At 44.7% G+C, this 24,039-nt stretch carries 23 protein-coding genes; 3 read left to right on the top strand and 20 right to left on the bottom strand.

Features of this window, described 5'->3' with window-relative positions; genetic code table 11:
* A complete protein-coding gene (gene mce / locus FS736_RS10235) occupies positions 1-414 on the bottom strand; it encodes a methylmalonyl-CoA epimerase (RefSeq protein ID WP_144476476.1) in 414 nt (137 codons plus the stop codon).
* A 219-nt stretch (positions 415-633) separates the two neighbouring features.
* On the opposite strand from mce, the gene prli42 reads away from it, so the two are divergent.
* Entirely contained in the window at positions 634-729 is a 96-nt protein-coding gene (gene prli42, locus FS736_RS24290) for a stressosome-associated protein Prli42 (protein ID WP_186326750.1), read from the top strand.
* 45 nt (positions 730-774) lie between these two features.
* Here prli42 and FS736_RS10230 read toward each other — a convergent pair whose 3' ends face one another.
* The 17 genes from FS736_RS10230 to FS736_RS10150 all read right to left on the bottom strand — a co-directional run bounded on the left by FS736_RS10230 (position 775) and on the right by FS736_RS10150 (position 21,429).
* Positions 775-1,290, bottom strand: a complete 516-nt coding sequence (locus FS736_RS10230; RefSeq protein ID WP_144476473.1) for a L,D-transpeptidase — start codon at positions 1,288-1,290, stop codon at positions 775-777.
* Between the two features lie 26 nt (positions 1,291-1,316).
* On the bottom strand, positions 1,317-2,306 hold the full coding sequence (locus FS736_RS10225) for an aromatic acid exporter family protein (RefSeq protein ID WP_144476470.1): 990 nt from the start codon (positions 2,304-2,306) through the stop codon (positions 1,317-1,319).
* 165 nt (positions 2,307-2,471) lie between these two features.
* On the bottom strand, positions 2,472-3,194 hold the full coding sequence (locus FS736_RS10220; protein ID WP_144476467.1) for an amino acid ABC transporter ATP-binding protein: 723 nt from the start codon (positions 3,192-3,194) through the stop codon (positions 2,472-2,474).
* Positions 3,187-3,846, bottom strand: coding sequence for an amino acid ABC transporter permease (locus tag FS736_RS10215; protein ID WP_144476464.1), 660 nt, complete (start codon positions 3,844-3,846; stop codon positions 3,187-3,189). Before FS736_RS10215 ends, FS736_RS10220 begins: the two co-directional genes overlap by 8 nt.
* 83 nt (positions 3,847-3,929) lie before the next feature.
* Entirely contained in the window at positions 3,930-4,727 is a 798-nt protein-coding gene (locus tag FS736_RS10210) for a transporter substrate-binding domain-containing protein (protein WP_144476461.1), read from the bottom strand.
* 218 nt (positions 4,728-4,945) lie between these two features.
* Positions 4,946-5,383, bottom strand: a complete 438-nt coding sequence (locus FS736_RS10205) for a BrxA/BrxB family bacilliredoxin (RefSeq protein ID WP_144476459.1) — start codon at positions 5,381-5,383, stop codon at positions 4,946-4,948.
* 215 nt (positions 5,384-5,598) lie between these two features.
* Positions 5,599-6,729: a methylmalonyl Co-A mutase-associated GTPase MeaB gene (gene meaB, locus FS736_RS10200; RefSeq protein ID WP_144476456.1), complete on the bottom strand. Its 1,131-nt coding sequence runs from the start codon at positions 6,727-6,729 to the stop codon at positions 5,599-5,601.
* On the bottom strand, positions 6,729-8,909 hold the full coding sequence (scpA, locus tag FS736_RS10195) for a methylmalonyl-CoA mutase (RefSeq protein ID WP_144476453.1): 2,181 nt from the start codon (positions 8,907-8,909) through the stop codon (positions 6,729-6,731). Before scpA ends, meaB begins: the two co-directional genes overlap by 1 nt.
* Positions 8,896-10,851 (bottom strand): methylmalonyl-CoA mutase family protein, encoded by a 1,956-nt coding sequence (locus FS736_RS10190; protein ID WP_144476451.1) that lies wholly within the window; start codon positions 10,849-10,851, stop codon positions 8,896-8,898. Before FS736_RS10190 ends, scpA begins: the two co-directional genes overlap by 14 nt.
* Before the next feature lie 185 nt (positions 10,852-11,036).
* A complete protein-coding gene (locus FS736_RS10185) occupies positions 11,037-12,335 on the bottom strand; it encodes a dihydrolipoamide acetyltransferase family protein (protein WP_144476448.1) in 1,299 nt (432 codons plus the stop codon).
* Positions 12,336-12,381: 46 nt separating this feature from the next.
* Positions 12,382-13,365: an alpha-ketoacid dehydrogenase subunit beta gene (locus FS736_RS10180; protein WP_144476445.1), complete on the bottom strand. Its 984-nt coding sequence runs from the start codon at positions 13,363-13,365 to the stop codon at positions 12,382-12,384.
* Positions 13,366-13,377: 12 nt separating this feature from the next.
* The gene (locus FS736_RS10175) at positions 13,378-14,373 is read right to left on the bottom strand and encodes a thiamine pyrophosphate-dependent dehydrogenase E1 component subunit alpha (RefSeq protein WP_144476442.1); all 996 of its coding nucleotides are present in this window, start codon (positions 14,371-14,373) and stop codon (positions 13,378-13,380) included.
* A gap of 65 nt (positions 14,374-14,438) precedes the next feature.
* Positions 14,439-15,860: a dihydrolipoyl dehydrogenase gene (gene lpdA / locus FS736_RS10170; protein WP_144476439.1), complete on the bottom strand. Its 1,422-nt coding sequence runs from the start codon at positions 15,858-15,860 to the stop codon at positions 14,439-14,441.
* 56 nt (positions 15,861-15,916) lie between these two features.
* A complete protein-coding gene (gene buk / locus FS736_RS10165) occupies positions 15,917-17,002 on the bottom strand; it encodes a butyrate kinase (RefSeq protein WP_144476436.1) in 1,086 nt (361 codons plus the stop codon).
* 203 nt (positions 17,003-17,205) lie between these two features.
* Positions 17,206-18,300, bottom strand: coding sequence for a branched-chain amino acid dehydrogenase (gene bcd / locus FS736_RS10160; protein ID WP_041967922.1), 1,095 nt, complete (start codon positions 18,298-18,300; stop codon positions 17,206-17,208).
* A 28-nt stretch (positions 18,301-18,328) separates the two neighbouring features.
* A complete protein-coding gene (yqiS, locus tag FS736_RS10155) occupies positions 18,329-19,234 on the bottom strand; it encodes a phosphate butyryltransferase (protein ID WP_144476433.1) in 906 nt (301 codons plus the stop codon).
* A gap of 134 nt (positions 19,235-19,368) precedes the next feature.
* Positions 19,369-21,429: a sigma 54-interacting transcriptional regulator gene (locus FS736_RS10150; protein ID WP_144476430.1), complete on the bottom strand. Its 2,061-nt coding sequence runs from the start codon at positions 21,427-21,429 to the stop codon at positions 19,369-19,371.
* A 213-nt stretch (positions 21,430-21,642) separates the two neighbouring features.
* Between FS736_RS10150 and FS736_RS10145 the strand changes: the two genes are divergently transcribed.
* The gene (locus FS736_RS10145) at positions 21,643-21,906 is read left to right on the top strand and encodes a DUF2627 domain-containing protein (RefSeq protein ID WP_144476427.1); all 264 of its coding nucleotides are present in this window, start codon (positions 21,643-21,645) and stop codon (positions 21,904-21,906) included.
* A gap of 5 nt (positions 21,907-21,911) precedes the next feature.
* Here FS736_RS10145 and FS736_RS10140 read toward each other — a convergent pair whose 3' ends face one another.
* A complete protein-coding gene (locus tag FS736_RS10140) occupies positions 21,912-22,646 on the bottom strand; it encodes a glycerophosphodiester phosphodiesterase (protein ID WP_144476424.1) in 735 nt (244 codons plus the stop codon).
* A gap of 39 nt (positions 22,647-22,685) precedes the next feature.
* Here FS736_RS10140 and FS736_RS10135 point away from each other — a divergent pair, with 39 nt between their 5' ends.
* Complete coding sequence (locus FS736_RS10135) at positions 22,686-22,826, top strand: YycC family protein (RefSeq protein WP_144476422.1); 141 nt, start codon at positions 22,686-22,688, stop codon at positions 22,824-22,826.
* Positions 22,827-23,026: 200 nt separating this feature from the next.
* On the opposite strand, the gene spo0A is transcribed toward FS736_RS10135, so the two are convergent.
* A complete protein-coding gene (gene spo0A / locus FS736_RS10130; RefSeq protein ID WP_144476419.1) occupies positions 23,027-23,821 on the bottom strand; it encodes a sporulation transcription factor Spo0A in 795 nt (264 codons plus the stop codon).
* Between the last annotated feature and the right edge of the window lie 218 nt (positions 23,822-24,039).

The raw sequence follows: 24,039 nt of genomic DNA, 5'->3' as shown, positions 1-24,039 counted from the left end.
TTATTCAGCCTCCCTGTTTTTCTCGCAAAGTTCGTATAAAATGCTGCCGGTAGATTTCGGGTGCATGAATGCTACAAGCGCTCCACCAGCACCTTTTTTCGGAACATCCTGTATCATCTTGATTCCGTTTTCCTTCATATCTCTGATTCTTTCCTCGATTGATTCCACACCAAGTGCAACATGGTGAATTCCTTCTCCACGCTTTTCAATAAAACGTGCGATTGCGCTTTCCTCCGATAGAGGCTCAAGAAGCTCAAGCTTCGTTTCTCCGGCTTTCAGGAAAGCCACTTTCACCTTTTCGCTATCTACTTCCTCGATCCCCAGTAATGTCAGTTTCAGCACATCTGTATAAAATGGGAGGGCATGCTCAAGAGATTTGACAGCAATGCCGATATGGTCAACCTTTTTTATCATGAATTTCCCTCCAAATATTATTTAAATATATTTAACCATTTTAATATTCGACAAAAATGTCACAAATCCTCCTTATTTAAATAGTAATTTCTGCATTATGATTGACATAATACCTTTATACCGTGTCTAAATGCTTCCACTAAAAGGGTTGTTGAAATGGTTCTGGGGATGTAAAATAATAGAGATAGAATTTGAAGCTTTGGAAGGGGGATCTCTTTAATGCGAAAGCCGAATATCAGAAAGGTCGTAGTATATGTCATGCTTTTTACTATGCTAGCTTCAACCCTTCTAATGGGATTAGCTACTTTCCTATAATGTATATAAAATAAGCAAAGGGCTGCCAGCTGGCAGCCCTTTATTTTATTTACTGATGGCGCCGTGCTCCTGCCCCAGTTCTATGAAGCTTTTCTGTGATGATGTAATGAGGATCTTTGTGCCTAATGGTATGTAATCATATAGTGATTCGACTGCCTCGTTCTGCAGCCTTATACACCCTCCGGAAACTTTTTTGCCGATACTTGCCGGGTCATTCGTTCCATGAATTCCATATGTTCGGCCATCTGTGTTCTCAGCGTCAAACCCAATCCATCTGCTGCCCAGCGGATTTTTAGGGTCACCTCCCGGAATATCCTTCTTGCGATAATACGGGTCAGGAGCTTTAACTGTTACTGTGAAAAGACCTTCAGGTGTCAGGTCCTCTGATTTCCCAGTTGCCGCGCTGACAACTGTCTGCACTCTGTTCTCATTGATCAATGCGACCTCGTTCGTTTTTTTATTCACAATCACAAATGGGTCCCCCGGCAGCGGATTTGTTCCCAGCGGCCAGACAGGCGAAAAGATGAAAACTGCTAGAAGCATGGAGATAAACACCGGCATGCTAATCCCTCCGTCGTCTTTTTCCGTTAGTTTGCCGCGGCAGGCTGACTTTTATCCTTGCCAGTATTCAGGCCTTTAAATGATCGTTTCAACAAAAGGAACTGTTCCATTTCATTGACGAAATGAAGCAGGGCAGCCCTCGCCTCGAATTCCTCCCTGGTTTTCGGCAGTTCCATATTCTCAAATACGGATTTCATCCTCAACAATTTTTCCAGGTAAAATAATACCGTATTACCCGGATGGATTCCTTTAGCCAGATCCTCGATAAACCCCGCGACCATATTAGCCTGCTCCACATGCTGAGGGATCGAGGTGATCGATGGCAGCACCCGCTCGATTATTTCAAATTGCTTTTCTCTTATTTTAAAATACTGATAATACAAGTTCTCATCTCTCAAAATATTGTTTTCGACATCCTGGATCGCCAGGCCTTTTGCTTTTTCAATCAGCACGGCAGTCTCTGTCAGTTCCCTTCCATCCCAGCTGGAATCATTATTTTTAAGGTATTTGGCAATTTCGCTGAAAATTTTCTTGAACTGGGCCTCGATTTCTCTTTGATATTGCTCCAACTTGTAATCGACACTTGGCATATAAAGGTTCATGATCAACGCTACACCTATTCCAATTGTGATGATTCCCAATTCGTTGAATAAAAGAGCACCTGTTACTTTTCCAGCAGAGTAGATATGCATGATGATGACACTGCTGGATACCACTCCCTCTTTTGCTCTGAACATGACGACGGTCGGGATGAAGAACAACAGCAGCAATCCAATCACAAGCGGATGGTAGGCAATGCCCTCAAAAAACACCGCTGAGAAGGCCATCGCAATGATGCAGGCGAGGAACCGGTGCCATGATGCCTGCAGCGACCTCTTTTTTGTCACCTGGATACAGAGGATGGTCAGGATGCCTGCTGAAACGTAATTCTCGAAGCCAAAAAGCTGGGCAACGACGATGGAGAGCGCCGTACCAAGTGCTGTTTTTAAAGTCCGATAACCAATTCTGAATTTCACCGTATATTCTCCTATCAATCAAACTTTTACTGGATCAACGAAAGCGAGTCCTTTCAGTCTCATTGCTGATCATCAAACCAAATAAAAAAATGATCATACCATTCAGATATGATCATCCATAGTTTATCAGATACGTCATCGTTTATAAAAGCAAGCCGCAGGGATTTACAGCATTTTCTCAAGAAACTCTTTTGCCCTGCTGCTTTTCGGACTGCTGAAGAATTCTGCTGGAGGAGCATCTTCCACCAGTACACCGCCATCCAGGAAAAGAACGCGGTCAGCCACTTCACGTGCAAAGCCCATTTCATGTGTGACAATGGCCATCGTCATGCCAGTGTGAGCCAGAGACTTCATGACCTCAAGCACCTCTTTGACCATTTCCGGATCCAGTGCAGAAGTAGGCTCATCGAAAAGCATGACTTCAGGGTTCATCGCCAGCGCCCGGGCGATTGCTACACGCTGCTTTTGCCCTCCAGACAATCTGTTCGGATATTCATTTGCTTTTTCAGAGAGTCCCACTTTTTTAAGAAGTTCAAGACCATGCTTTTCTGCTTCTGCCTTGGACATACCTTTAACCTTTATCGGCGCATAGGTAATGTTTTGCAAAACGGTCATATGCGGGAACAGATGAAAGTGCTGGAACACCATGCCGACATTTTCACGGACTTTCATAATGTTCGTTTTCTTATCGGTAACATCATCGGCGCCAATCAGGATTTGTCCGCTAGTCGGCTGCTCAAGTAAATTCAGGCAGCGGAGGAACGTTGATTTCCCTGATCCTGAAGGCCCGACGATGGCAACGACCTCCCCGTTATCGATTGTCGTTGAGATTCCTTTTAGAACTTCAAGCTTGCCAAATGATTTATTAAGATTTTGTACTTTAATCACTTTGTCTCATTCTCCTTTCAACTAGCTTACCGATGAATGTTAAGGAGATGACCATGAGATAGTAGATGAGACCGGCAAAAATGAACGGCTCAAAAAATCTATACTGCTCACCGCCAACAATATACGCCCTTCGCATGATATCATCAACGGCAATGACTGTAACGATTGCAGATTCCTTTGTAAGAGTGATGAATTCATTCATCAATGCAGGGAGGATATTTTTCATTGCTTGAGGCAGGATGATATCCTTCATCATTCTATTCCCAGGTACACCAAGAGCCATTGCAGCTTCCTTCTGACCTTTATCAACCGCCAAAATTCCGGCACGGATGATTTCAGAAATGTATGCTGCAGAATTCAAAGAAAAAGACGCAACTGCTGCAGTGTAAGATGAAATCTCAAAGCCAATAATCTGCGGGGCTCCGTAATAAATGATCATAAGCTGCAAAATAAGCGGTGTTCCGCGGAAAATCGATGTATAAATATCTGCAAACCAGTTGAGTGCTTTAAATTTGCTGATTTTAAAAATTGCAAGAATGATACCAAACGCAAAGCCAAGAAGGCCTGCAACCAATACTATTTTTAGTGTGACGCCAATTCCCTTCAAAATATATGGCATTGAAGGAAGTATGGCGGTAAAATCGAGATTCATAATCGTAACAGCCCTCTCTTTTTATTTCATGAAGGAGAAAGGCGCCCAGAAGTCAAATGCACTCTGAACGCCCAGTTTCCATTTTACTTTTCTCCGCCAAACCATTTAATAACCAGCTTTTCTACTTCGCCATTTTCCATTTTTTCTTTAAGGACTTTGTTGAACTCTTCAGTCAGTTTGCTTCCTTTAGGGAATGCGATGGCTGAACCGGCTTCTTCTTCATTTCCGTCTTCGATTGTGAAACCTGCAAGATCAGGATTGTTCTTGAAGTATCCTTCTGCAACTGTATCCTCGATGATTGCTGCGTCAATGCGTCCAGCCTTGATTTCCTGTACCAGCTCAGGAATTCTTGTGCGTTTTTCAACTTTGATTTTCACTGTTTTCCCGATTTCTTCTGCTTTGCCTTCCTGGATAGAAGAAAGCTGAACGCCAACTGTTTTGCCTTCAAGGTCTTCAATTGACTTTATGTTGCTGTCTTTTGCTGAAACGATCATATGCTTCGCTGTGTAATACACATCGGAAAAGTCGACGCTCTCTTTACGTTCTTCTGTTGGAGTCATACCTGCCATGACAAAGTCGACACGGTCAGCCTGGATAGCACCGATCAATCCATTGAAGTCCATGTCCTTGATTTCTACTTCGTATCCTAATTCATTTGCGATCAGGTTCGCGAGATCAACATCGAAACCGATAATTTCATCGCTTTTGGCTGTTTCGACGTATTCAAATGGCGGGTAGTCAGCTGAAGTTCCCATTGTTAGAACTTTCTTTTCTTCACCATTTCCGCCTGCGTTTTCTTTTTCTTCAGTAGCGGTACCGCATGCAGCTAAAACTCCCATCATTAAAATCGTAATCATAAGAATAGATAATGACTTTTTCACTTGTTTTCCTCCTATAATTTTTTCGAAAATTTCTTATTTTTTAAAATAATAAATATATTATTATCGAAACTCATTACTTTTTCAAGCAGAAACAATTGATAATAAATATTCAACATAATGCATTTTAACACATCCTTATATTTATGCAATATGATTTTTAAATATAATTCTAATAAAATAAAAAAGAACCCCATTTAGTATGGGATTCTAACCAAAAATTAAACTTCTTCGCAATATTCTTCGAACGCATCCTGAAGTTTATTCACTACCTGCATTGGATCGTGGCCTTCGATTTCGTGGCGCTCGATCATCCTGCAAAGCTTTCCATCCTTCAAAAGCGCAAAGGAAGGAGATGAAGGCGGAAATCCTGTGAAATAACTCCGAGCCTTTTCAGTAGCTTCCTTATCCTGGCCTGCAAAAACAGTAACAAGTTGGTCAGGGCGTTTATCGTAGTGAAGAGAATGCGCTGCCGCTGGACGGGCGATGCCCCCGGCACATCCGCAAACGGAATTCACCATTACAAGTGTCGTACCCTCTTTGGCCAAAGCCTCTTCTACTTCTTCACTAGTGGTCAGTTCTGTATATCCAGCTGCCGAGATTTCCTGGCGTGCCTGGCGGACTACATCATTCATGAAAAAATTAAAATCCATGCTCATTGATCAATCTCTCCTCTGCTCGGAATTAAATAGTACATAAATAATGATACCAATTAAAATAAATTTTTCAAAGTATGTTTAACTGCCCGGAAAACCGGGAAAGGTAACAATACAGCTAGATCCATACCCCTAAACTCCCTAGATGAAGGACAACGGCATATTCCGTTGTCCGCTTTTTTTTGATGAAAATCAATAAGCCGTCCACATTGGACAGCTTATTTTTTCGCCTCGAAAAAGGTCTTGAATAACTCATCGACTCCAGAGGCGACTGGCCTGTTTCCTGAAATCACTTCATTTTCTATTTTCGGAAGCAAACTTTTGATTGCTGAGTGCTGAAAAAAATTCATCTGAAGCTGGTCGATGATCAGATCATTCAGCCACTCCTTAGTCTGCGACCTTCTTCTCATCTCAAAAATCCCGCTTTTCTTTGTAAGGCTCGAGAAGTCAGAAATCATTTTCCATATCTCGTCGTTCCCTTTATCATACAGCGCAGAACTCGTTAAAGCGGTCGTTTGCCACCCCTTCGTTGCCGGCTGCAGGAAATGAAGAATCCTATTATATTCTTCTTTTGTCTTTTTGGCAGCCTGTTCATTTTGACCATCTGCTTTATTGACAATAACGGAATCCGCAAGTTCCATGATTCCTTTTTTCATGCCCTGGAGTTCGTCACCTGCACCCGTGAGGACAAGCAGCATGAAGAAATCGACCATATCCCTGACTATGACTTCGCTCTGTCCGACACCGACCGTTTCAACCAGGATGACATCAAAGCCTGCTGCTTCACAGACAAGCATCGTTTCCCTCGTCTTACGGTGTACACCCCCAAGTTTCCCTCCGGATGGAGAGGGACGGATGAATGCCCGCGGATTTCTCGCAAGCTTTTCCATCCGAGTTTTATCTCCCAGGATACTTCCGCCCGTCAAACTTGAGGTAGGATCCACAGCGAGTACTGCAACCTTGTGTCCCAGCTCGCACAGATAGCTGCCGAAGCTTTCAATAAAGGTGCTCTTCCCAGCTCCCGGTACACCTGTGATGCCAATCCTGATGGATTTTCCTGATCGAGGAAGAAGGCTTTGCAAAAGAGATTGCGCGTATTGAAAATCACGCTCCGCATTGCTTTCAATCAAGGTGATTCCTTTTGCCAGTGCCGTCCTGTTCCCATCCATGATTTCAGCCGCCAGAGAATCAGGATCTATTTTACGTGCTGCTGTTTTTTTTATGAAACGTCCTGCTTTTGCAGGAAGTTCATTACCATGACCATTCCCTGATACTCCCGGCTTCACGGTGCTTGAAAAGGAATCAGCCTTCCCCGGGTCAAACCATTCAGGCTTTTTTTCGTCCTTCATTAGTGGGACACTTCCTCGTAGCCCAGGCGCTCATAGATGGTCCGCAACACTTTTTGGGCTGCAACCGGAATGATCGTTCCCGGCCCAAAAATCGCGCTGGCTCCATTATCATATAAAAACTGGTAGTCCTGGGCAGGGATGACTCCGCCAACGATGACGACAATGTCATCACGTCCAAGCTTTTTCAGCTCATTTACAAGCTGTGGCAATAGCGTTTTATGCCCAGCTGCCAGAGAGCTGATTCCAATGGCGTGAACATCGTTTTCCACTGCCTGGATGGCTGTTTCTTCCGGTGTCTGGAAAAGCGGCCCGATATCGACATCAAAGCCTAAGTCTGCAAAAGCGGTTGAAATGACTTTAGCCCCCCGGTCATGGCCATCCTGACCCATCTTGGCAATCATGATTCGCGGTCTGCGTCCTTCATTTTCGAGGAACTCTGCCGTCATTTGCTGTACTTCGGAAATTTCTTCTTCATTCGTGAAGGCTGCACTGTATACCCCGCTAACTGACCGAATCACTGCTTTATGCCTTCCTGCCGCTTTTTCGATGGCATCTGAAATCTCTCCCAGTGTCGCCCTTGCCCGTGCTGCCCTTACTGCATACTCGAGAAGATTGCCTTCTCCAGTTTCAGCCACAGCAGCCAGATCATTCAAAGCGGATTCTACTTTTTCATCATCACGATTTTCTTTTAACTGCTTGAGCCTTTCAATCTGTTTCGCGCGAACAGCGGAGTTATCAATATCTAGTATTTCAAGAGGATCCTCCTGTTCAAGCCTGTATTTATTCACCCCGATAATTGTTTCCTTACCAGAGTCAATTTGAGCCTGGCGTCTTGCAGCTGCTTCTTCAATGCGCATCTTAGGCAAACCCGTTTCGATTGCCTTGGCCATCCCGCCAAGACTTTCAATCTCTTCAATATGCTCCCAGGCTCTCTCAATCAGAGCATCTGTCAGGCTTTCTACATAATAGCTTCCTGCCCATGGATCAATCACTTTTGTTATCCCGGTCTCTTCCTGCAAAAACAATTGTGTGTTGCGGGCAATACGGGCAGAAAAATCCGTTGGCAGCGCGATTGCTTCATCAAGTGCGTTGGTGTGCAAGGATTGTGTATGGCCCATCGCAGCGGCATGTGCCTCCACCAATGTACGGATTACGTTATTATATGGATCCTGCTCGGTCAGGCTCCATCCAGATGTCTGTGAATGTGTCCTCAAAGCCATTGACTTTTCGTTTTTCGGATTGAACGTCTTGATCATTTTTGCCCAAATAAATCTCGCCGCCCTCATTTTGGCGACTTCCATGAAATAGTTCATGCCGATCGCCCAGAAGAAACTTAATCTCGGAGCGAATGAATCGATATCAATGCCGGCTTTCAGGCCTGTCCGCACATATTCAAGGCCATCTGCCAGGGTATATGCCAGTTCAATATCAGCCGGTGCCCCGGCTTCCTGCATATGATAGCCTGAAATACTGATTGAATTGAATTTAGGCATGTATTTGGACGTGTATTCGAAAATATCAGCGATGATCTTCATTGACATTTCCGGCGGGTAAATATAGGTGTTCCTGACCATGTATTCCTTCAGGATATCATTCTGGATCGTACCGGATAATTGATCCTGCGTCACACCCTGTTCCTCGGCTGTCACTATAAAGAATGCCATGATCGGCAGGACAGCTCCGTTCATTGTCATTGACACAGACATCTGGTCTAGCGGAATTCCACCAAACAGGATTTTCATATCCAGGACGGAGTCGATCGCGACACCGGCTTTGCCGACATCACCTTCCACCCGAGGATGGTCTGAATCGTATCCCCTGTGGGTCGCAAGGTCAAAGGCAACAGACAAACCTTTTTGTCCCATCGCAAGGTTCCGTCTGTAGAATGCGTTGCTTTCTTCAGCAGTTGAAAATCCCGCATACTGTCTTACCGTCCATGGGCGGTTTACATACATCGCTGGATACGGTCCCCTTGTGTAAGGCGGCAGACCGGGCATACCATCCAGATGCTTAACAGACTCGACATCTTCTTGTGTATATACAGCCTTCACTTTGATCTGTTCATTTGTCTCAAATAACAAGTCTTCGAGCTTTTCTTTTATATGAGTGTCAACCTGCTCCTTGCCTTCCTTTTTCTCATCAGCAAATAAAGTGACTTTTGTAAAATCAGGCTTTTGCATTGGTGCCTGCCTCCATTTCTTGAAGGATCGATGATAGCGACTGGTAAGCATTGCTTCTTACATGCAGGAAATCCTGGATTCCGGCAATGTTCCATTCGCTTTCTCTTTCCTCTGGGATACCTGCCAGATAAAGCTTTACATCATACTCTTTCTTGATTTCCAGCGCCAGCTCGGGACCGAATGTATTGTAGGAAGTCTGGTCACCGCAAATGACAAATTGTTTTGCACTCGATGCATTGATGAATTCCAGCGCTTCCTGAACTGTATGGATTTCGTCGCTCCTTAGTGCATGAATGCCGCCCGCTGATAAAAGACCCGAAATAAAATCCGCCCTTGGCTTGTGCTTTTTCAGCTGATCCAGGCAGATTAAGCCAACCACCGGACGCTGCCCCATTTTCTCAAGTCCATTTGCCCTGAATCTCAGTTTTTCAAATGGTTGTGATAAACGTTTGGATTCTAATGGCGTGAAGCTTTGTTCTATCTCTTCCAATCTTTTTAATAGAGAATCCCCTGACTCAATCATTCTCACACTGTCCGCAAGGGTGCCTCCAAAATATTGGCTTTTTCTATCCTTAACTAGAGGCTGGCTGACAGCTTCCGAAAGATTGGCATAAACATTTGTCCCGATGATGCTCTTTTTCCTCTTAAAAACATCCTGTTCCCGGGCATCAGCCGTTTTTGCAATCTGTTCCTGGAGCCATCCGGACCTCAGAGCCTCATAAATCCCTCCCATGCCATCCAGCTCAAGGAAAAGATTCCACGCCTTTTCAGCCAGTTCATTTGTCAACGATTCAATATACCACGATCCTCCTGCAGGGTCGGCTACTTTTTCGAGATGCGCCTCTGATTTAAGGACCAGCTGTGTATTGCGGGCAACCCTTTCAGAGAAGGCACTAACTGTTCCTGTTGCTTCCTCGAAGCTTCCAGTGTGAAGGTACTGTATGCCTCCCAGTACTGCAGCAAAGGCCTCATTCCCAGTCCTGAGCATGTTTACATATGGATCAAAGATCGTTTTCGTGTACCTTGAAGTCTCAGCTGATAGAACCATTTTCTGGTCTCCTGGTTCGGCACCGTATGCTTCCGCTATTTTACTCCATAGAATCCTGGCAGCCCTGAGCTTGGCTGTTTCCATGAAGAAGTTCGAGCCTATCGCAAAGTGGAACACGAATTTTGACAACGCTTTCTTCAATTCCCAGCCCTGGTCAAGCAGTTGCTGCAGCAGGTATACCCCGGTGGAAATGCCGGCAGCAAGTTCCTGAACCGCACTTGCTCCGCTGTCATGATAAGGGACGGTATTGGCGAGCACTGTTTTTAATTGTGGCAATTGCTGGTCTGCTTCCTCCAGCACCTTTGCCCATTCTGCAAAAAATTCCTTTTCCTCTTTCGGAAGTCCCCCATTTAGGCTCGCTTCGGCAACAGGATCTGCGGCGACAATACCTGAGACCTTATTTGAATCCCCTGCCACCTTGGTGGCCACTGACAATGATGCAAGCAGCTGTGTTTGCAGCAATCCAGCATTCAAACTCAAAGGGTAGTCATTTTTATAAGAAGCAAAGAATTCGGCCAATCCACGAGGATCAAGGAACAAATCAGGTTTTACCTCAAAAGAAATCGCGTTTTGTCCTTTTGCTAATGCAGAGTCCATTTTTTCTTTCAGTTCCGTCAAATCCTTGTAAAAAAGGCGATTCGAGATATGCCATGACTCAGATTGATACCCGAATGGATGGATGCCGCGCCTGTAGCCTGGTTCACCTGGAAGAGCTCCAGCCAATTGATCCGGGAAATCTTCTTTTGTGTAAAGCGGCTTAAGCATGATATCTTCATATGTATTGGTATAAAGTGATTCAATTGGCTTTCCTTTTAATGAAGCAGCAGCTTTCTTTTGCCAGTCCTCAAAAAATGCATCATTGAACGAGGCAGCCTTCATACTCTCGATTGTCATATACTTCACTGTCCGAAGTTCAGACAGCCTTCCCCCCTTCATGAAATTGTGATAAAATTCTAATTTTTATATTCCACTTTTATTTTAGTATACGAATGCTATTCTAGCAACGAAGGGACATTAACGATCTAACTCCGTATAGGAAAACGCCCAGAATGGTTCTGGGCGTCTTTAGATAGATTGAATTAATAGATTGATGTCGTCTCTTTTGATGTGTTTTCCAGGATTTCTTTTACCCTTGCAAGGAAACGTCCGCAAACAAGGCCGTCCAGTACACGATGGTCAAGTGACAGGCACAGGTTTACCATATCGCGAACCGCGATCATGCCATTGTTCATTACGACAGGACGCTTAACGATTGACTCCACCTGAAGGATGGCAGCCTGTGGGTAATTGATGATTCCCATTGATTGGACAGAACCGAAAGAACCTGTGTTGTTGACAGTGAAGGTTCCGCCTTGCATGTCCTCGGAACGAAGCTTGCCGGTACGTACCTTCTGGGCAAGTTCATTGATTTCACGGCCGATGCCTTTAATTGTCTTTTCGTCTGCATTTTTAATGACAGGTACGAACAAGGCATCATCTGTCGCTACTGCGATTGAAAGATTGATATCTTTTTTCTGGATGATCTTGTCGCCAGCCCACATAGAATTGACTTGCGGGAATTCTTTCAGTGCCTGTGCGACAGCTTTAACGAAGAAAGCAAAGAAAGTAAGGTTGAAGCCTTCTTTCTTCTTGAAATCATCCTTAAGACCATTTCTGTATTCTACAAGGTTTGTAACGTCCACTTCCACCATTGTCCAGGCATGCGGAGCTTCATGCTTGCTGCGCAGCATATTCGCAGCGATCGCCTTGCGTACTCCAGTTACTGGGATCTCGATATCACCTGCAGCAACTGGTACTGAAGGAGATTCCGGAGCTGATGCTGTTGGCTGAGATGGTGCAGCCGGCTTGTCCGGAGCCTCTGTCAGTGCCGCAGCTTGAGCCTTAGGTGCTTCGGCTGATGGCTGAGGAATATTTCCGGATTGAATGATCTGCTGAAGATCTTTACGGGTAATCCTTCCGCCTGCCCCGGTGCCATTAACTATGGTCAAGTCGATATTATGTTCTTGGGCAAGCTTCAGTACTGCCGGTGAGTACCTTGCTCTGTTTCCATCATTGCCGGATACTGCTGGTGCAGCAGTACCTGTTGAAGCTTCTGCTGCAGGTTTCTCTGCAGCTGGAGCTTCCTCGGTGCTGCCGCCTTCTATTTCAATAGTGCAAATGATTTCACCAACCGCAAAAGTATCTCCTTCATTCGCAATCAATTCCTTGATTGTTCCTGAAAAAGATGATGGTACTTCAGCATTTACCTTGTCAGTCATGACTTCGGCCAGCGGATCGTATTTATTTACTTTATCACCAACAGAAACCAGCCATTTGCTGATTGTTCCTTCTGTAACACTCTCGCCTAATTGAGGCATTTTGATTTGTTCGATCGCCACAGGTTGACCCTCCTTCTCCATTCACTCTATTTCCAATATGATTATGTTAAAATTCAGCAAGCTCTCTCATTGCTTTTTCAACTTTATCAGGGTTGATCATGAAGTATTTCTCCATAGTAGGAGCGTACGGCATAGCAGGAACATCCGGGCCAGCCAGCCTCTTGATCGGTGCATCAAGTTCGAATAAGCAGTGTTCAGCAATAATCGCAGAAACTTCGCTCATGATGCTTCCTTCTTTATTGTCTTCCGTTACAAGAAGGACTTTTCCAGTCTTGGATGCAGCTTCGATGATCGCTTCTTTGTCCAATGGATATACTGTACGAAGATCCAGAATGTGAGCAGAAATTCCATCCTTCGCAAGTCTTTCAGCTGCCTGAAGAGCAAAATGAACTGCCAGGCCATAAGTGATGACGGTGATATCTTCACCCTCGCGTTTTACGTCAGCTTTGCCGATTGGTAGCACATAATCGTCCTCAGGAACTTCGCCTTTGATCAATCGATAGGCGCGCTTGTGTTCAAAGAACAAAACTGGATCTTCATCCCTGATCGCAGCTTTCAACAAACCTTTAACATCATAAGGTGTAGAAGGCATCACGATTTTCAGTCCAGGCTGGTTCGCAAATACGGCCTCAACAGACTGGGAGTGGTAAAGTGCACCATGGACGCCTCCGCCATAAGGAGCACGGATGACCATCGGACAGCTCCAGTCATTGTTTGAGCGATAACGGATCCTTGCCGCCTCAGAGATGATCTGGTTTACAGCGGGCATGATGAAATCTGCGAACTGCATCTCTGCAATCGGGCGCATGCCGTACATTGCCGCACCGATTCCGACACCAGCAATCGCTGATTCCGCAAGCGGCGCATCGATGACCCTGTCTTCCCCGAATTTTTCATATAAGCCTTGTGTAGCCTTGAAAACCCCGCCTTTTTTACCAACGTCTTCACCGAGGACAAAAACTCTCGGGTCTCTTTCCATCTCTTCCTTGATTGCCAATGTCACTGCATCTATATAAGAAATTACCGCCATTTTCGTTCCCCCTTACTCTTCAGCATATACGTATTTCAAAGCATGTTCTGGCTCTGCATACGGTGCATTTTCAGCATAATCTGTTGCTTCATTGACCAGTTTCATGATTCGATCGTTGATTTCCTTTTCACTCTCATCGTTCATGAGGCCATTTTCCTTTAAATATGCGCCGAAGGTAATGATAGGGTCCTTCGTCTTTGCCTGTGCTACTTCGTCAGGCGCACGGTAGCTTCTATCGTCATCATCTGATGAGTGTGGAGTCAGACGGTAGGATACTGCCTCGACAAGAGTTGGTCCTTCACCAAGGCGTCCGCGGTCAGCAGCTTCCTTTACCACTTTATAAACTTCTAAAGGATCATTTCCATCCACAGTGACTCCTGGCATGCCATAACCAATTGCACGGTCCGATACTTTTTCTGCAGCGACTTGTCTCTCATAAGGTATCGAGATTGCATATTTATTGTTTTCAACCATAAAAATGACAGGAAGCTTATGGACTCCCGCAAAGTTAGCTCCTTCGTGGAAATCGCCCTGGTTGGAAGATCCTTCTCCGAAGGTAACGAATGTTACTAAGTCCTTTTTCTCCATTTTACCTGCAAGTGCGATTCCAACCGCATGAGGTACCTGTGTTGTTACCGGTGAAGAACCTGTTACGATTCTATTTTTCTTCTGCCCAAAGTGTCCAGGCATCTGGCGGCCTCCAGAGTTTGGGTCTTCCGCTTTGGCAAAACCTGAAAGCATCAAATCTTTTGCCGTCATGCCAAAAGTTAAGACCACACCCATGTCACGGTAATAAGGAAGAACATAATCCTTCTCGCGATCAAGTGCAAAGGCAGCTCCTACCTGTGCTGCTTCCTGCCCCTGACAGGAAATCACAAAAGGAATTTTCCCGGCACGGTTCAATAACCACATCCGCTCATCCAGCCGGCGGGCCAAAAGCATTGTTTCATACATTTCCATAACCTTTTCATCACTTAAGCCAAGTGCAGCGTGACGATTTTCTGCCATTTTTATACCTCCCATTTGTTCGTACAGCTCTTCTCCTCGGAAAAGAGTTTCTGTCCCAAGAAAAATTAAGAATGGATTGCTTTTCCATCCACAGCCAGGGCCGCTTCACCGATTGCCTCTGACAAAGTTGGGTGAGGATGGATTGTATGGGCAACTTCCCACGGAGTTGCATCAAGAACTTTTGCCAGGCCAGCTTCTGAGATCATGTCAGTAACATGCGGCCCGATCATATGGACTCCAAGAATATCATCCGTTTCTTTATCAGCCACAATTTTTACAAAACCGTCAGATTCGCCATAAACAAGTGCCTTGCCAATTGCTTTAAAAGAGAATTTCCCAGTCTTTACTTCAAAGCCTTTTTCTTTTGCTTCATCCTCTGTCAGACCGACGCTCGCAGCTTCTGGAGAGCTGTAGATGCATTTAGAGACTAGCGTATAATCGATTGGATGAGGATTTTCCCCGGCAATATGCTCGACAGCTACAATCCCTTCATGAGATGCTACGTGCGCAAGCTGTAGTCCGCCAATGACATCACCAATCGCATAAATATGGGATTCCTTCGTCTGGAAAAATTCGTTTGTCTGGATGAAGCCTCTTTCAAGCTGGATTTCTGTATTCTCAAGTCCAATTCCTTCAACATTAGCCTGGCGTCCAACAGAGACCAGTAATTTTTCAGCGGTGAATTCTTTCGTTTCACCTTTAACCTCGGCACTGATCGTGACTCCATCACCTTTTTGAAGTGTCTCAGATAATACTTTGGCGCTTGTAATGATTTTCACGCCCTTTTTCTTCATCGCGCGCTGCATCTCTCTTGAAACTTCCTTGTCTTCTGTTGGGACAATTCGATCAGCATACTCAATGACTGTAACTTCTGTTCCGAAATCAGCAAGCATGGAAGCCCACTCAATCCCAATGACGCCTCCGCCAACGATGATGATCGACTTTGGAAGATCTTCCATGATAAGTGCTTCATCAGAGGTCATGACATATTGGCCGTCTGCTTCAAGCCCTGGCAGAGTCCTTGGACGTGACCCTGTCGCTACAATCACATTTTTAGGGATTAGCATCTCGTTTTCTTCGCCATTGTTCATTTCTACAGAAATCGTACCCGGCATAGGTGAGAAAATAGAAGGCCCCAGGATTCTTCCCAAACCTTCATAGACATCGATTTTCCCCTGTTTCATCAGGTGCTGGACTCCTTTATGGAGCTGCTCGACAATCTTCTCTTTCCTTTCCTGCACCTTGGTGAAATTCACCGCAACCTCGCCAACTGTTATCCCGAAGTTTTCACTTTTCTTTGCAGTTGCATACACTTCAGCACTTCTTAGTAAAGCCTTGCTTGGAATACAGCCTTTATGAAGGCATGTACCACCCAGCTTACCCTTTTCAACGATGGCAGTTTTCAACCCAAGCTGAGAAGCCCTGATTGCTGCTACGTATCCTCCTGTACCGCCTCCGAGAATGACTAAATCATATTCTTGAGCCATCTGAATCCCTCCTCTATATAAATCAACTAATTTTGTTCAACTTCAGCCATGCATGATTATCGGCCAGGATATTCCTTTACATCTTCCTCGTTCCGTAAAATTCGAAGAGCTCCCTCTGCAAGGGCCTGCAATTCGTTTTCACCGGGATGGACGATTACGTCTGCGATCCAGTTGATCCGTTCTGAAATTTCCTGTACGAACTCTTTGCCGTACGCAAGTCCGCCTGTAAGGACGATTGCGTCTACTTTTCCTGATAGGACCGCGCTGGCAGAACCGATTTCTTTGGCTACCTGATATGCCATCGCGTCATATACAAGCTTCGCTTTTTCATCCCCCTGCTTGATCATCTTTTCGACCTTGACCGCATCATTCGTGCCCAGGTAGCCAACAAGACCTCCCTGGCCGACAAGCTTTTTCATCACTTCATCCCGGAAGAAATCTCCTGAGAAGCATAGCTGAACCAGGTCTCCAGCAGGTACTGTGCCTGCGCGTTCGGGACTGAATGGACCATCACCATGCAGACCATTGTTCACATCAACAACCCTGCCCCTTTTATGGGCTCCTACAGTGATACCTCCGCCAAGATGGGTAATAATGAGGTTAAGCTCTTCATACTTCCGGCCAAGCTCTCTGGCAACCCTTCGCGCAACCGCCTTCTGGTTCAGAGCATGGAAAATGCTCTTCCGTTCAATCAGCGAGAACCCTGAAACTCGTGCGATCGGGTCAAGTTCATCGACCACGACCGGGTCTACAATAAATGAAGGAATGTTCAAGCCTGAAGCGATTTCATAAGCCAAGATACCGCCCAGATTTGATGCGTGCTGGCCAGAGTAACCTGCCCGCAGGTCTTCAAGCATCTTATTGTTAACTGCATATGTTCCGCCTTCAATTGGCCGTAAAAGACCGCCGCGCCCACAAACAGCACTCAATTTTGAAATGTTGATGCCTTCGGTATCAAGCGTTTCAAGTATCGTATTCTTCCTGAATTCGTATTGATCGATGATGGTTTCATAGGAGTTGATGACAGCTGAATCATGCCGGATTGTTTTTTCGAAAATCGATACTTCGTTATCAAAAACACCTATTTTCGTTGATGTAGATCCTGGATTAATGACTAGAATCCGATGTTCTGTTTGTTGCACAGTTAAACCTCCAATTTGCTTACGGGCTGGTTCCAATCCGTAATGTCAGTAGCATTTAGGAAACAGCAGAGGCGCCGAAGGGTCGATTCAGCGCACTCTGCAAATCATTTTTGATTAAGGCATGTTTTCTTTTTTTCGCATCGCAGAAATCATGCTGATATTCACACAGATGGAGAAAAGAACATTCCTTGAAAACCCCCGGATTAGCGGCGGCTTAAGATATGGTGGCCGTTTTGCAGGAACTGGCTGCGGGAATTGCGCATTCTCTCAATGCGTTCTTCTGCCATACGGTCTGCCGCTTTATACGTAGGGATACCGTCCCTCTTGGCAATTTCAATAACTTTTTCAATATTGTTATAAATCGTTTCAACCTTTTTCATTGCTCTCTCCGCATTGTAGCCATACAGCTCATCCGCTACGTTGATAACTCCGCCTGCGTTGATGACATAATCCGGAGCGTAAACAATGCCCATTTCGTGGATGATGTCGCCATGCTTGGTATCCTTCAACTGGTTATTTGCTGCACCGGCAATAACCTTTGCCTTAATTTGAGGAATCGTTTCATCATTGATGACCGCACCTAATGCACAAGGAGCATAAATATCACAGTCAACACTATAGATCTCATCTGGTTCAACTGCCTTTGCCCCGAATTCCTCAACCGCTCTCTGGACTGCTTCTTTATTGATGTCAGTCACGATCAGCTGAGCGCCTTCTTCATGAAGGTGGCGGCATAGATTATATGCGACATTCCCTACACCCTGGACGGCGATCGTCTTACCTTCAAGAGAATCAGTGCCGAATGCTTCCTTCGCAGCTGCCTTCATTCCTCTGTATACTCCGTAAGCAGTTACTGGTGATGGATTGCCTGATGAACCGAATGCTGGTGAAATACCTGTTACATAGTCTGTTTCTTCATGGATAAGGTCCATGTCAGCCACGGTTGTACCAACATCTTCAGCAGTGATGTATCTGCCATTCAATCCCTGGATATAACGGCCAAAGGCACGGAACATTTCTTCGTTCTTGTCCTTGCGAGGGTCGCCGATGATGACCGTTTTTCCACCGCCAAGGTTGAGGCCAGCTGCCGCATTCTTATAAGTCATGCCCTTTGCCAGTCTAAGAGCATCTTCGATCGCTGCTTCTTCTGAAGCGTAAGTCCACATACGGGTACCGCCCAAAGCTGGCCCTAAAGTTGTATCATGGATTGCGATAATCGCTTTCAAACCTGATTGCTTATCCTGGCAAAACACTACCTGCTCATAATCATACTGTTCAAGATACTTGAAGATTTCCATTTCTAGTTCCCCCTCTGATTTATGTAGGTTATTTTTCAGCAGAGCATAACGCCAGCGCAAGAGAATAAAGCTTGCTTTCGGCTGTATCTGCCCTGGATGTTAACACGATTGGAGCTTTCGCCCCTGATATGACTGCGCCAACTTTTGCATTGGCAAAATAAACTAATGATTTATAAAGTACATTGCCGACTTCGATCGCAGGGACTAAAAGGATATCAGCTTTCCCGGCAACATCACTCTTGATTCCCTTGTGCTCTGCAGCCAGCTGTGAAACCGCGTTATCAAGCGCGAGCGGGCCGTCCACAATACAACCGGAAATTTGCCCTCTTTGATTCATGACCGTCAATGCTGCTGCATCAAGTGTGGCCTGCATAGCGGGATTGACTACTTCCACCGCTGCAAGTGGTGCTACTTTTGGCATATCAATACCGATCGAATGGGCTACCCGGACGGCATTTTTTATGATTTGCGCTTTTTGTTCAAGATCCGGCGCTATATTCATCGCAGCATCGGTAACGATTGTGTAGCGATCATATCCCGGCACTTCAAACACTGCTACATGGGATAATACCGCACCCGTTCTGAGGCCATACTCCTTATTCAGGACAGCCTTCAGGATTGCCGCCGTCGGGATATTCCCCTTCATCACTACCTGTGCTTCATTCGAAGTGACAGCTTTCACTGCCATCTCTGCGGCCATATTATTATTAGGTGCAGAGATAATTTCAATCCCTTTATGACTTGCTAGTTCAGGATGCTGTACGGCAATGATCCTTTTGATTTCCTCTTCATCTCCATAAAGAAGGAAATCGGCCAGGTTCCTCTTAACAGCCTCGGCAACCGCTTCTAATACCTCTGTATCCTCTGCTGCTGCCACAGCAATGGTTTTCCTGCCATTTTGGGATGCCATGCTGATTAGTGAGTCAAGTTTCATGTGTTGAGTCAACCCTTTCTTTCTTTTGCGCATCACCCGTTATTTATATATGCAAGAAGCGTGCCAACAAAAAATCGTGAAAACGCTTTACTTTTCCCGAAAAGTATTATGCAATAAATTGCATGGTATGAAATTTATTGCATGCCATTCATTTCAATACCATATTTTTCGAGTTTATAATACAGATTCCTTACAGAGATGCCCAGTAATTTAGAAGCAGCTGTTTTATTGCCATTCACCGCATTAAGGGTAGATCTTATTACTTTTGCTTCGTATCTTTCCAACTGGACCGCCAGAGTCTCTGAAGGTATTGTTTGGCCATAGTCATCTTCCTTTTCCTTAGCCTGGCTATTCTGGAGTTCGGGTAAATGTTCTTCCTGGATGATTGTTTCGTTATAATTAAGGAAGATGATCGCTCTGCCCAACACATTCTCCAGTTCCCTGACATTCCCTGGCCAGTCATATTGCATTAGTTTCTTGATGGCCTCATCAGAGACACCATCAACATTTCGTCCATAGTCCTGATTAATTTTTCGGATCAGCCTTTCGCAAAGCAACGGAATATCATCTTTCCTTCTCCTGAGAGGAGGTATATGGATCGGCATTCTGTTCAGACGATAGTATAAATCTTCCCTAAAACTGCCATTCGCTATCCCTTTTTCAAGATTCATATTGGTTGCAGCGATGACCCGGACATTGATTGGCACCGGTTTCGTGCCTCCAACACGGACTATTTCCCTTTCCTGCAGGACCCGAAGCAACTTAGCCTGTGTATTTGCCGGCAACTCACCGATTTCATCAAGAAAGATGCTTCCGTTATTGGCTTCTTCAAAGAAACCGCGTTTCCCGCCTCTTTTAGCACCTGAGAAAGCCCCTTCTTCATAACCAAAAAGTTCACTTTCCAGCAGCGACTCAGAAATAGCGGCACAATTTACACGAATGAACTTGTTGAACTTGCGGTCACTGGCATTGTGGATCGCATGGGCAAAAAGCTCCTTTCCTGTACCTGACTCGCCCCGGAGGAGGACAGTGGCAGGTGTTTTCGCACCAAGCTTCGCCTGTTCAATCGGAATCGTCATTTCTTCCGATTGGCCGATTATATCCTCAAACGAATATTTCGCTTCAAGGGTCCTGATGATTTGCCTTGCGCGATTGAGTTCCCTGTTCAGACTCTGGATCTCAGACATATCATGGATGACCCCTACACTACCCTTCAGTTTCCCATCCACAATGATTGGGGCTACATTCACGACTACTTCCTTTTTATTCGGACCAACCCTCATGGCAGCTCCGCGAACAGGCCTTCTTGTCTTCAGAACCTTCATATGCATGCTTTCTCCCTCGGAGATATCTGCAGTTGCCGGCTGTCCGATTACTTCTTCTTCTTTTAGCCCGGTTATTCTAGTGTAGGCAGGATTAATCATAATGCCCCGGCCATCTTCATCTACTACGGATATCGCCTCATCACTGGAATGAATGATTGCCTGGAGCATCGTTTGGATTTCTTTCAGGTTTGTTATTTCTTCCGCAAGATTGACTACTTCTGTAATATCCTTGAAGACGGAAAACGCACCAATCAGCTGGTCATTCTCATCAATGATCGGAATTCTTGTCGTGATGATCTTCGACCCATTGGGCAGCAATAATTCCTGATTGGACTCTACCTTCCTCGTATGGAGGACTCTCGGAAGTTTGCTGGTCGGAATAATCTCAAGTACATGCCGTCCTTCAGCAAGCTCCCTTTTGTTCCCGATGATTTTTTCTGCGCTCTTATTGAACAAAGTTACCGTTCCCTCTGTATTGATGACGACCATGCCATCTCCTGAGGAATTAAAGATTAAATCGTGTTCATATGTAATTTTTCTGAGAGTCTTGATCAACTCTTCCTTTTCTTCTAACAAGGTAGCAAGGAGGAAGGCGACACTTCCTGGGATCAGCACAGTGTTTTTACTGCGTGCATCTCTTAATTCACGGAAAACTTTTTCATCCCCGGTCACTTCAATGACAATGTCCAATTCATCGGACATATTTGCTTGCCAGTCTGTCCCGGTTGGAATACCAGCTTCCTTCGCAGCCAGTATTCCAGGAGCATTCGGATTAATGTCCACCACAGCGGCTACATCGGCCGTTTGTTTAAAAATGTCCAGGATGGCCGTCCCACCCTTACCTGCACCTACAATCATTATTCTTTGCATAATTGTCCACCACATGTCGGAAAAATATTTCATGGATTGCATTTTATAGTCTGCAAATTCTTTCAAATATATTGTAATGCTTTTTGAATGGGCTGACAAATTTCTTTGTTTTTTAACTTTTATGCGGATAATATACCATGAGCAACATATATTGCGGAAAAACCGCGCGTTAAGTATACTTTCTTAAGAGGACAAATTACGAGGGGTTACCAAATGATCAGGATTGTAGCGTTAATCGTCATGCTGATACCAGGTGTCATTGCTGCTTTGGGTGTAAAACTGATGCGCGATATGGTTTTCGGGATTTTGCAGTCACCCTTTCCCTATTTATGGCTTCAGTTCCTGGCCGGACTCATCTTTTTCCTGGCCGGACTGGGATTCATCGCAGGTTTCATTCTGCATCGTGACCGTAAGAGGAATAAGGTACAGGCATTCTTCCGTATACCTGATAGCAATAAAAAGCAAAACAGGCCTTGAGTTTCTCAGGCCTGTTTTTTATTTCCCCTTATTTGGAACGCCTTTGCCGGGTCATCTGTGATGACCGCACTGCAATTTACCCTGAACAATCTATCCAGTTCGGCATCCTTATTGACCGTATATGGCCTCACTTCAATCCCGCTTTCAAGTGACGATTTGATGATTTCGTCCGGCGCCGCTCTCCAATGAGGATGGAATCCTTTTGCCCTGATTGATTGCGCGTAAACCCAGGGCATATATAAGCCTTCAGAAAGCAAAGGAGCAATTTCAATATCAGGTGCCATCATATAGCTATGGACAATGCTATAATGATTAAAGGATGAAATAATGATCCTGTCAGATAATTGATAATCCCTTATCATATTTATCACTTTTTCTTCCATGCCTTCATATGGAATAATGGTGTTTTTAAGTTCTACATTGCAGTTCAAAACCGTACCTGCCAGCCACTCAAGGACTTCATCGAGAGCAGGAATCTGCTGTTTTTCAGATAACTTAGTGAACTTAAAGCGAGCATCCAATTTCCTTAATTCCTTATAATTATAGTCCTTAACCAATCCCGTCCCACCCGTTGTCCGATCGACCTTTTCATCGTGTATGACTACCAGCTCACCGTCTTTCGTCATCTGGACATCAAGCTCAAGTCCATCGGCACCTGCCTTTTCGGCTTCTTTAAAAGCGAGCATTGTATTTTCCGGATATTCAGCAGCATAGCCACGATGTGCTAAAATTAAAGTCATAAACCATCACACCCATCTTTTTATTTGGAGGTAGTAACAATGAGACCACTTCATATTTCTGCCGAGACGGCAATCAAACTCTCAGAAAAATTAGGAGTTCCAGTTGAACAGATCATGCATATGCCACAGCATATCCTTTTGCAAAAACTTGCCGAACTTGACAAGGATAAGGAGAACTGACTTTTTTAAGGCGCCTATGGGCGTTTTTTTTATTTTTTAGTCATCTCCTGTCACAATATATATCATAATATGCAGACATGCCATTGACCAACCTTCTACCACGAAAAATAAAAACATCTTACTTGATTTCGAGTTGAATCGAAATCAAGTAAGATGTCGTTATGAAATATGAAAAAATAGCTAAATCTAGTCTAACTCTTTCAAGAAGCTTTATGCTCCAGACGCAGCTTGTCAGCAACCATCGCAATGAACTCGGAATTTGTAGGCTTCGCTTTTGACATGCTTACTGTATAGCCGAATAGTGAAGAAATCGAGTCGATGTTACCTCTGCTCCACGCAACCTCAATAGCATGTCGGATCGCACGTTCTACACGGCTGGCCGTTGTATTGAATTTTTTCGCGATATCCGGGTAGAGTACTTTTGTGATCGAGCCAAGGAGTTCAATATCGTTGTATACCATTGAAATAGCTTCACGCAGGTACATATAGCCTTTAATATGGGCAGGAACACCAATTTCATGAATGATGCTTGTAATGCTGGCATCCAGATTCTTAGGCTTCTGTTCAGCATTTGACCTTCCGTAATTGATGGAAGAAGGCTTTCTTGCTACTGATTTCGCCTTGCCGCTTACCTGGCGGATATGGCCTGCAAGATGCTCCATGTCAAATGGTTTCAGGATGAAGTAGGATGCTCCAAGCTCTACAGCTTTTTTCGTAACATCTTCCTGACCGAAGGCTGTCAGCATGATCACATTTGGGATGATTCCTTTTTTCATTTCACGGAGTTTTTCAAGCACCGCCAGACCATCAAGATGAGGCATGATAATATCTAAAAGCAAGACATCAGGGTCTGTGTCTTCCAGCATTTCCAAACATTCCTGGCCATTATGGGCAACCCCTACAATTTCCATATCCTCCTGGGAAGAAATATATTCTTCCAAAAGACCTACCAATTCTCTGTTGTCATCTACAACACATACTTTTATTTTGTTCACTGCTTGGTTCCTCCTCAAATCCAATTATGATCACAAATATTATCTTCTCTAAATTCTATTCTAAATGACTAATTCGACAATGCAACAGAAATTCCTCTTATTTTTAATTTTTTCTTAAAAAAGTAATATTTTCTTATATTTGCTTCAATTTCCTTTGTTTTTCGACTTATTTCGATAGTTGACAAAAAAGCAAGTGGGAATTTGTCGAATAATCTTTA

This window comes from Cytobacillus oceanisediminis 2691, assembly GCF_007678455.1.
GTDB classification, from domain to species: domain Bacteria; phylum Bacillota; class Bacilli; order Bacillales; family Cytobacillaceae; genus Mesobacillus; species Mesobacillus oceanisediminis_A.
This window is presented reverse-complemented; position numbering and strand designations above follow the sequence as displayed.

What these genes read in the sequence shown, in the direction of transcription:
- FS736_RS10190 (WP_144476451.1), bottom strand. Translation starts at nt 10,851, where the DNA reads ATGACAATCGAGAGTATGAAGGCTGCCTCGTTCAATGATGCATTTTTT.
- scpA (WP_144476453.1), bottom strand. Translation starts at nt 8,909, where the DNA reads ATGCAAAAGCCTGATTTTACAAAAGTCACTTTATTTGCTGATGAGAAA.
- FS736_RS10140 (WP_144476424.1), bottom strand. Translation starts at nt 22,646, where the DNA reads ATGACTTTAATTTTAGCACATCGTGGCTATGCTGCTGAATATCCGGAA.
- FS736_RS10135 (WP_144476422.1), top strand. Translation starts at nt 22,686, where the DNA reads ATGAGACCACTTCATATTTCTGCCGAGACGGCAATCAAACTCTCAGAA.
- FS736_RS10205 (WP_144476459.1), bottom strand. Translation starts at nt 5,383, where the DNA reads ATGAGCATGGATTTTAATTTTTTCATGAATGATGTAGTCCGCCAGGCA.
- lpdA (WP_144476439.1), bottom strand. Translation starts at nt 15,860, where the DNA reads ATGGCTCAAGAATATGATTTAGTCATTCTCGGAGGCGGTACAGGAGGA.
- bcd (WP_041967922.1), bottom strand. Translation starts at nt 18,300, where the DNA reads ATGGAAATCTTCAAGTATCTTGAACAGTATGATTATGAGCAGGTAGTG.
- FS736_RS10230 (WP_144476473.1), bottom strand. Translation starts at nt 1,290, where the DNA reads ATGCCGGTGTTTATCTCCATGCTTCTAGCAGTTTTCATCTTTTCGCCT.
- yqiS (WP_144476433.1), bottom strand. Translation starts at nt 19,234, where the DNA reads ATGAAACTTGACTCACTAATCAGCATGGCATCCCAAAATGGCAGGAAA.
- FS736_RS10150 (WP_144476430.1), bottom strand. Translation starts at nt 21,429, where the DNA reads ATGCAAAGAATAATGATTGTAGGTGCAGGTAAGGGTGGGACGGCCATC.
- FS736_RS10175 (WP_144476442.1), bottom strand. Translation starts at nt 14,373, where the DNA reads ATGGCAGAAAATCGTCACGCTGCACTTGGCTTAAGTGATGAAAAGGTT.
- prli42 (WP_186326750.1), top strand. Translation starts at nt 634, where the DNA reads ATGCGAAAGCCGAATATCAGAAAGGTCGTAGTATATGTCATGCTTTTT.
- FS736_RS10180 (WP_144476445.1), bottom strand. Translation starts at nt 13,365, where the DNA reads ATGGCGGTAATTTCTTATATAGATGCAGTGACATTGGCAATCAAGGAA.
- FS736_RS10145 (WP_144476427.1), top strand. Translation starts at nt 21,643, where the DNA reads ATGATCAGGATTGTAGCGTTAATCGTCATGCTGATACCAGGTGTCATT.
- FS736_RS10215 (WP_144476464.1), bottom strand. Translation starts at nt 3,846, where the DNA reads ATGAATCTCGATTTTACCGCCATACTTCCTTCAATGCCATATATTTTG.
- mce (WP_144476476.1), bottom strand. Translation starts at nt 414, where the DNA reads ATGATAAAAAAGGTTGACCATATCGGCATTGCTGTCAAATCTCTTGAG.
- meaB (WP_144476456.1), bottom strand. Translation starts at nt 6,729, where the DNA reads ATGAAGGACGAAAAAAAGCCTGAATGGTTTGACCCGGGGAAGGCTGAT.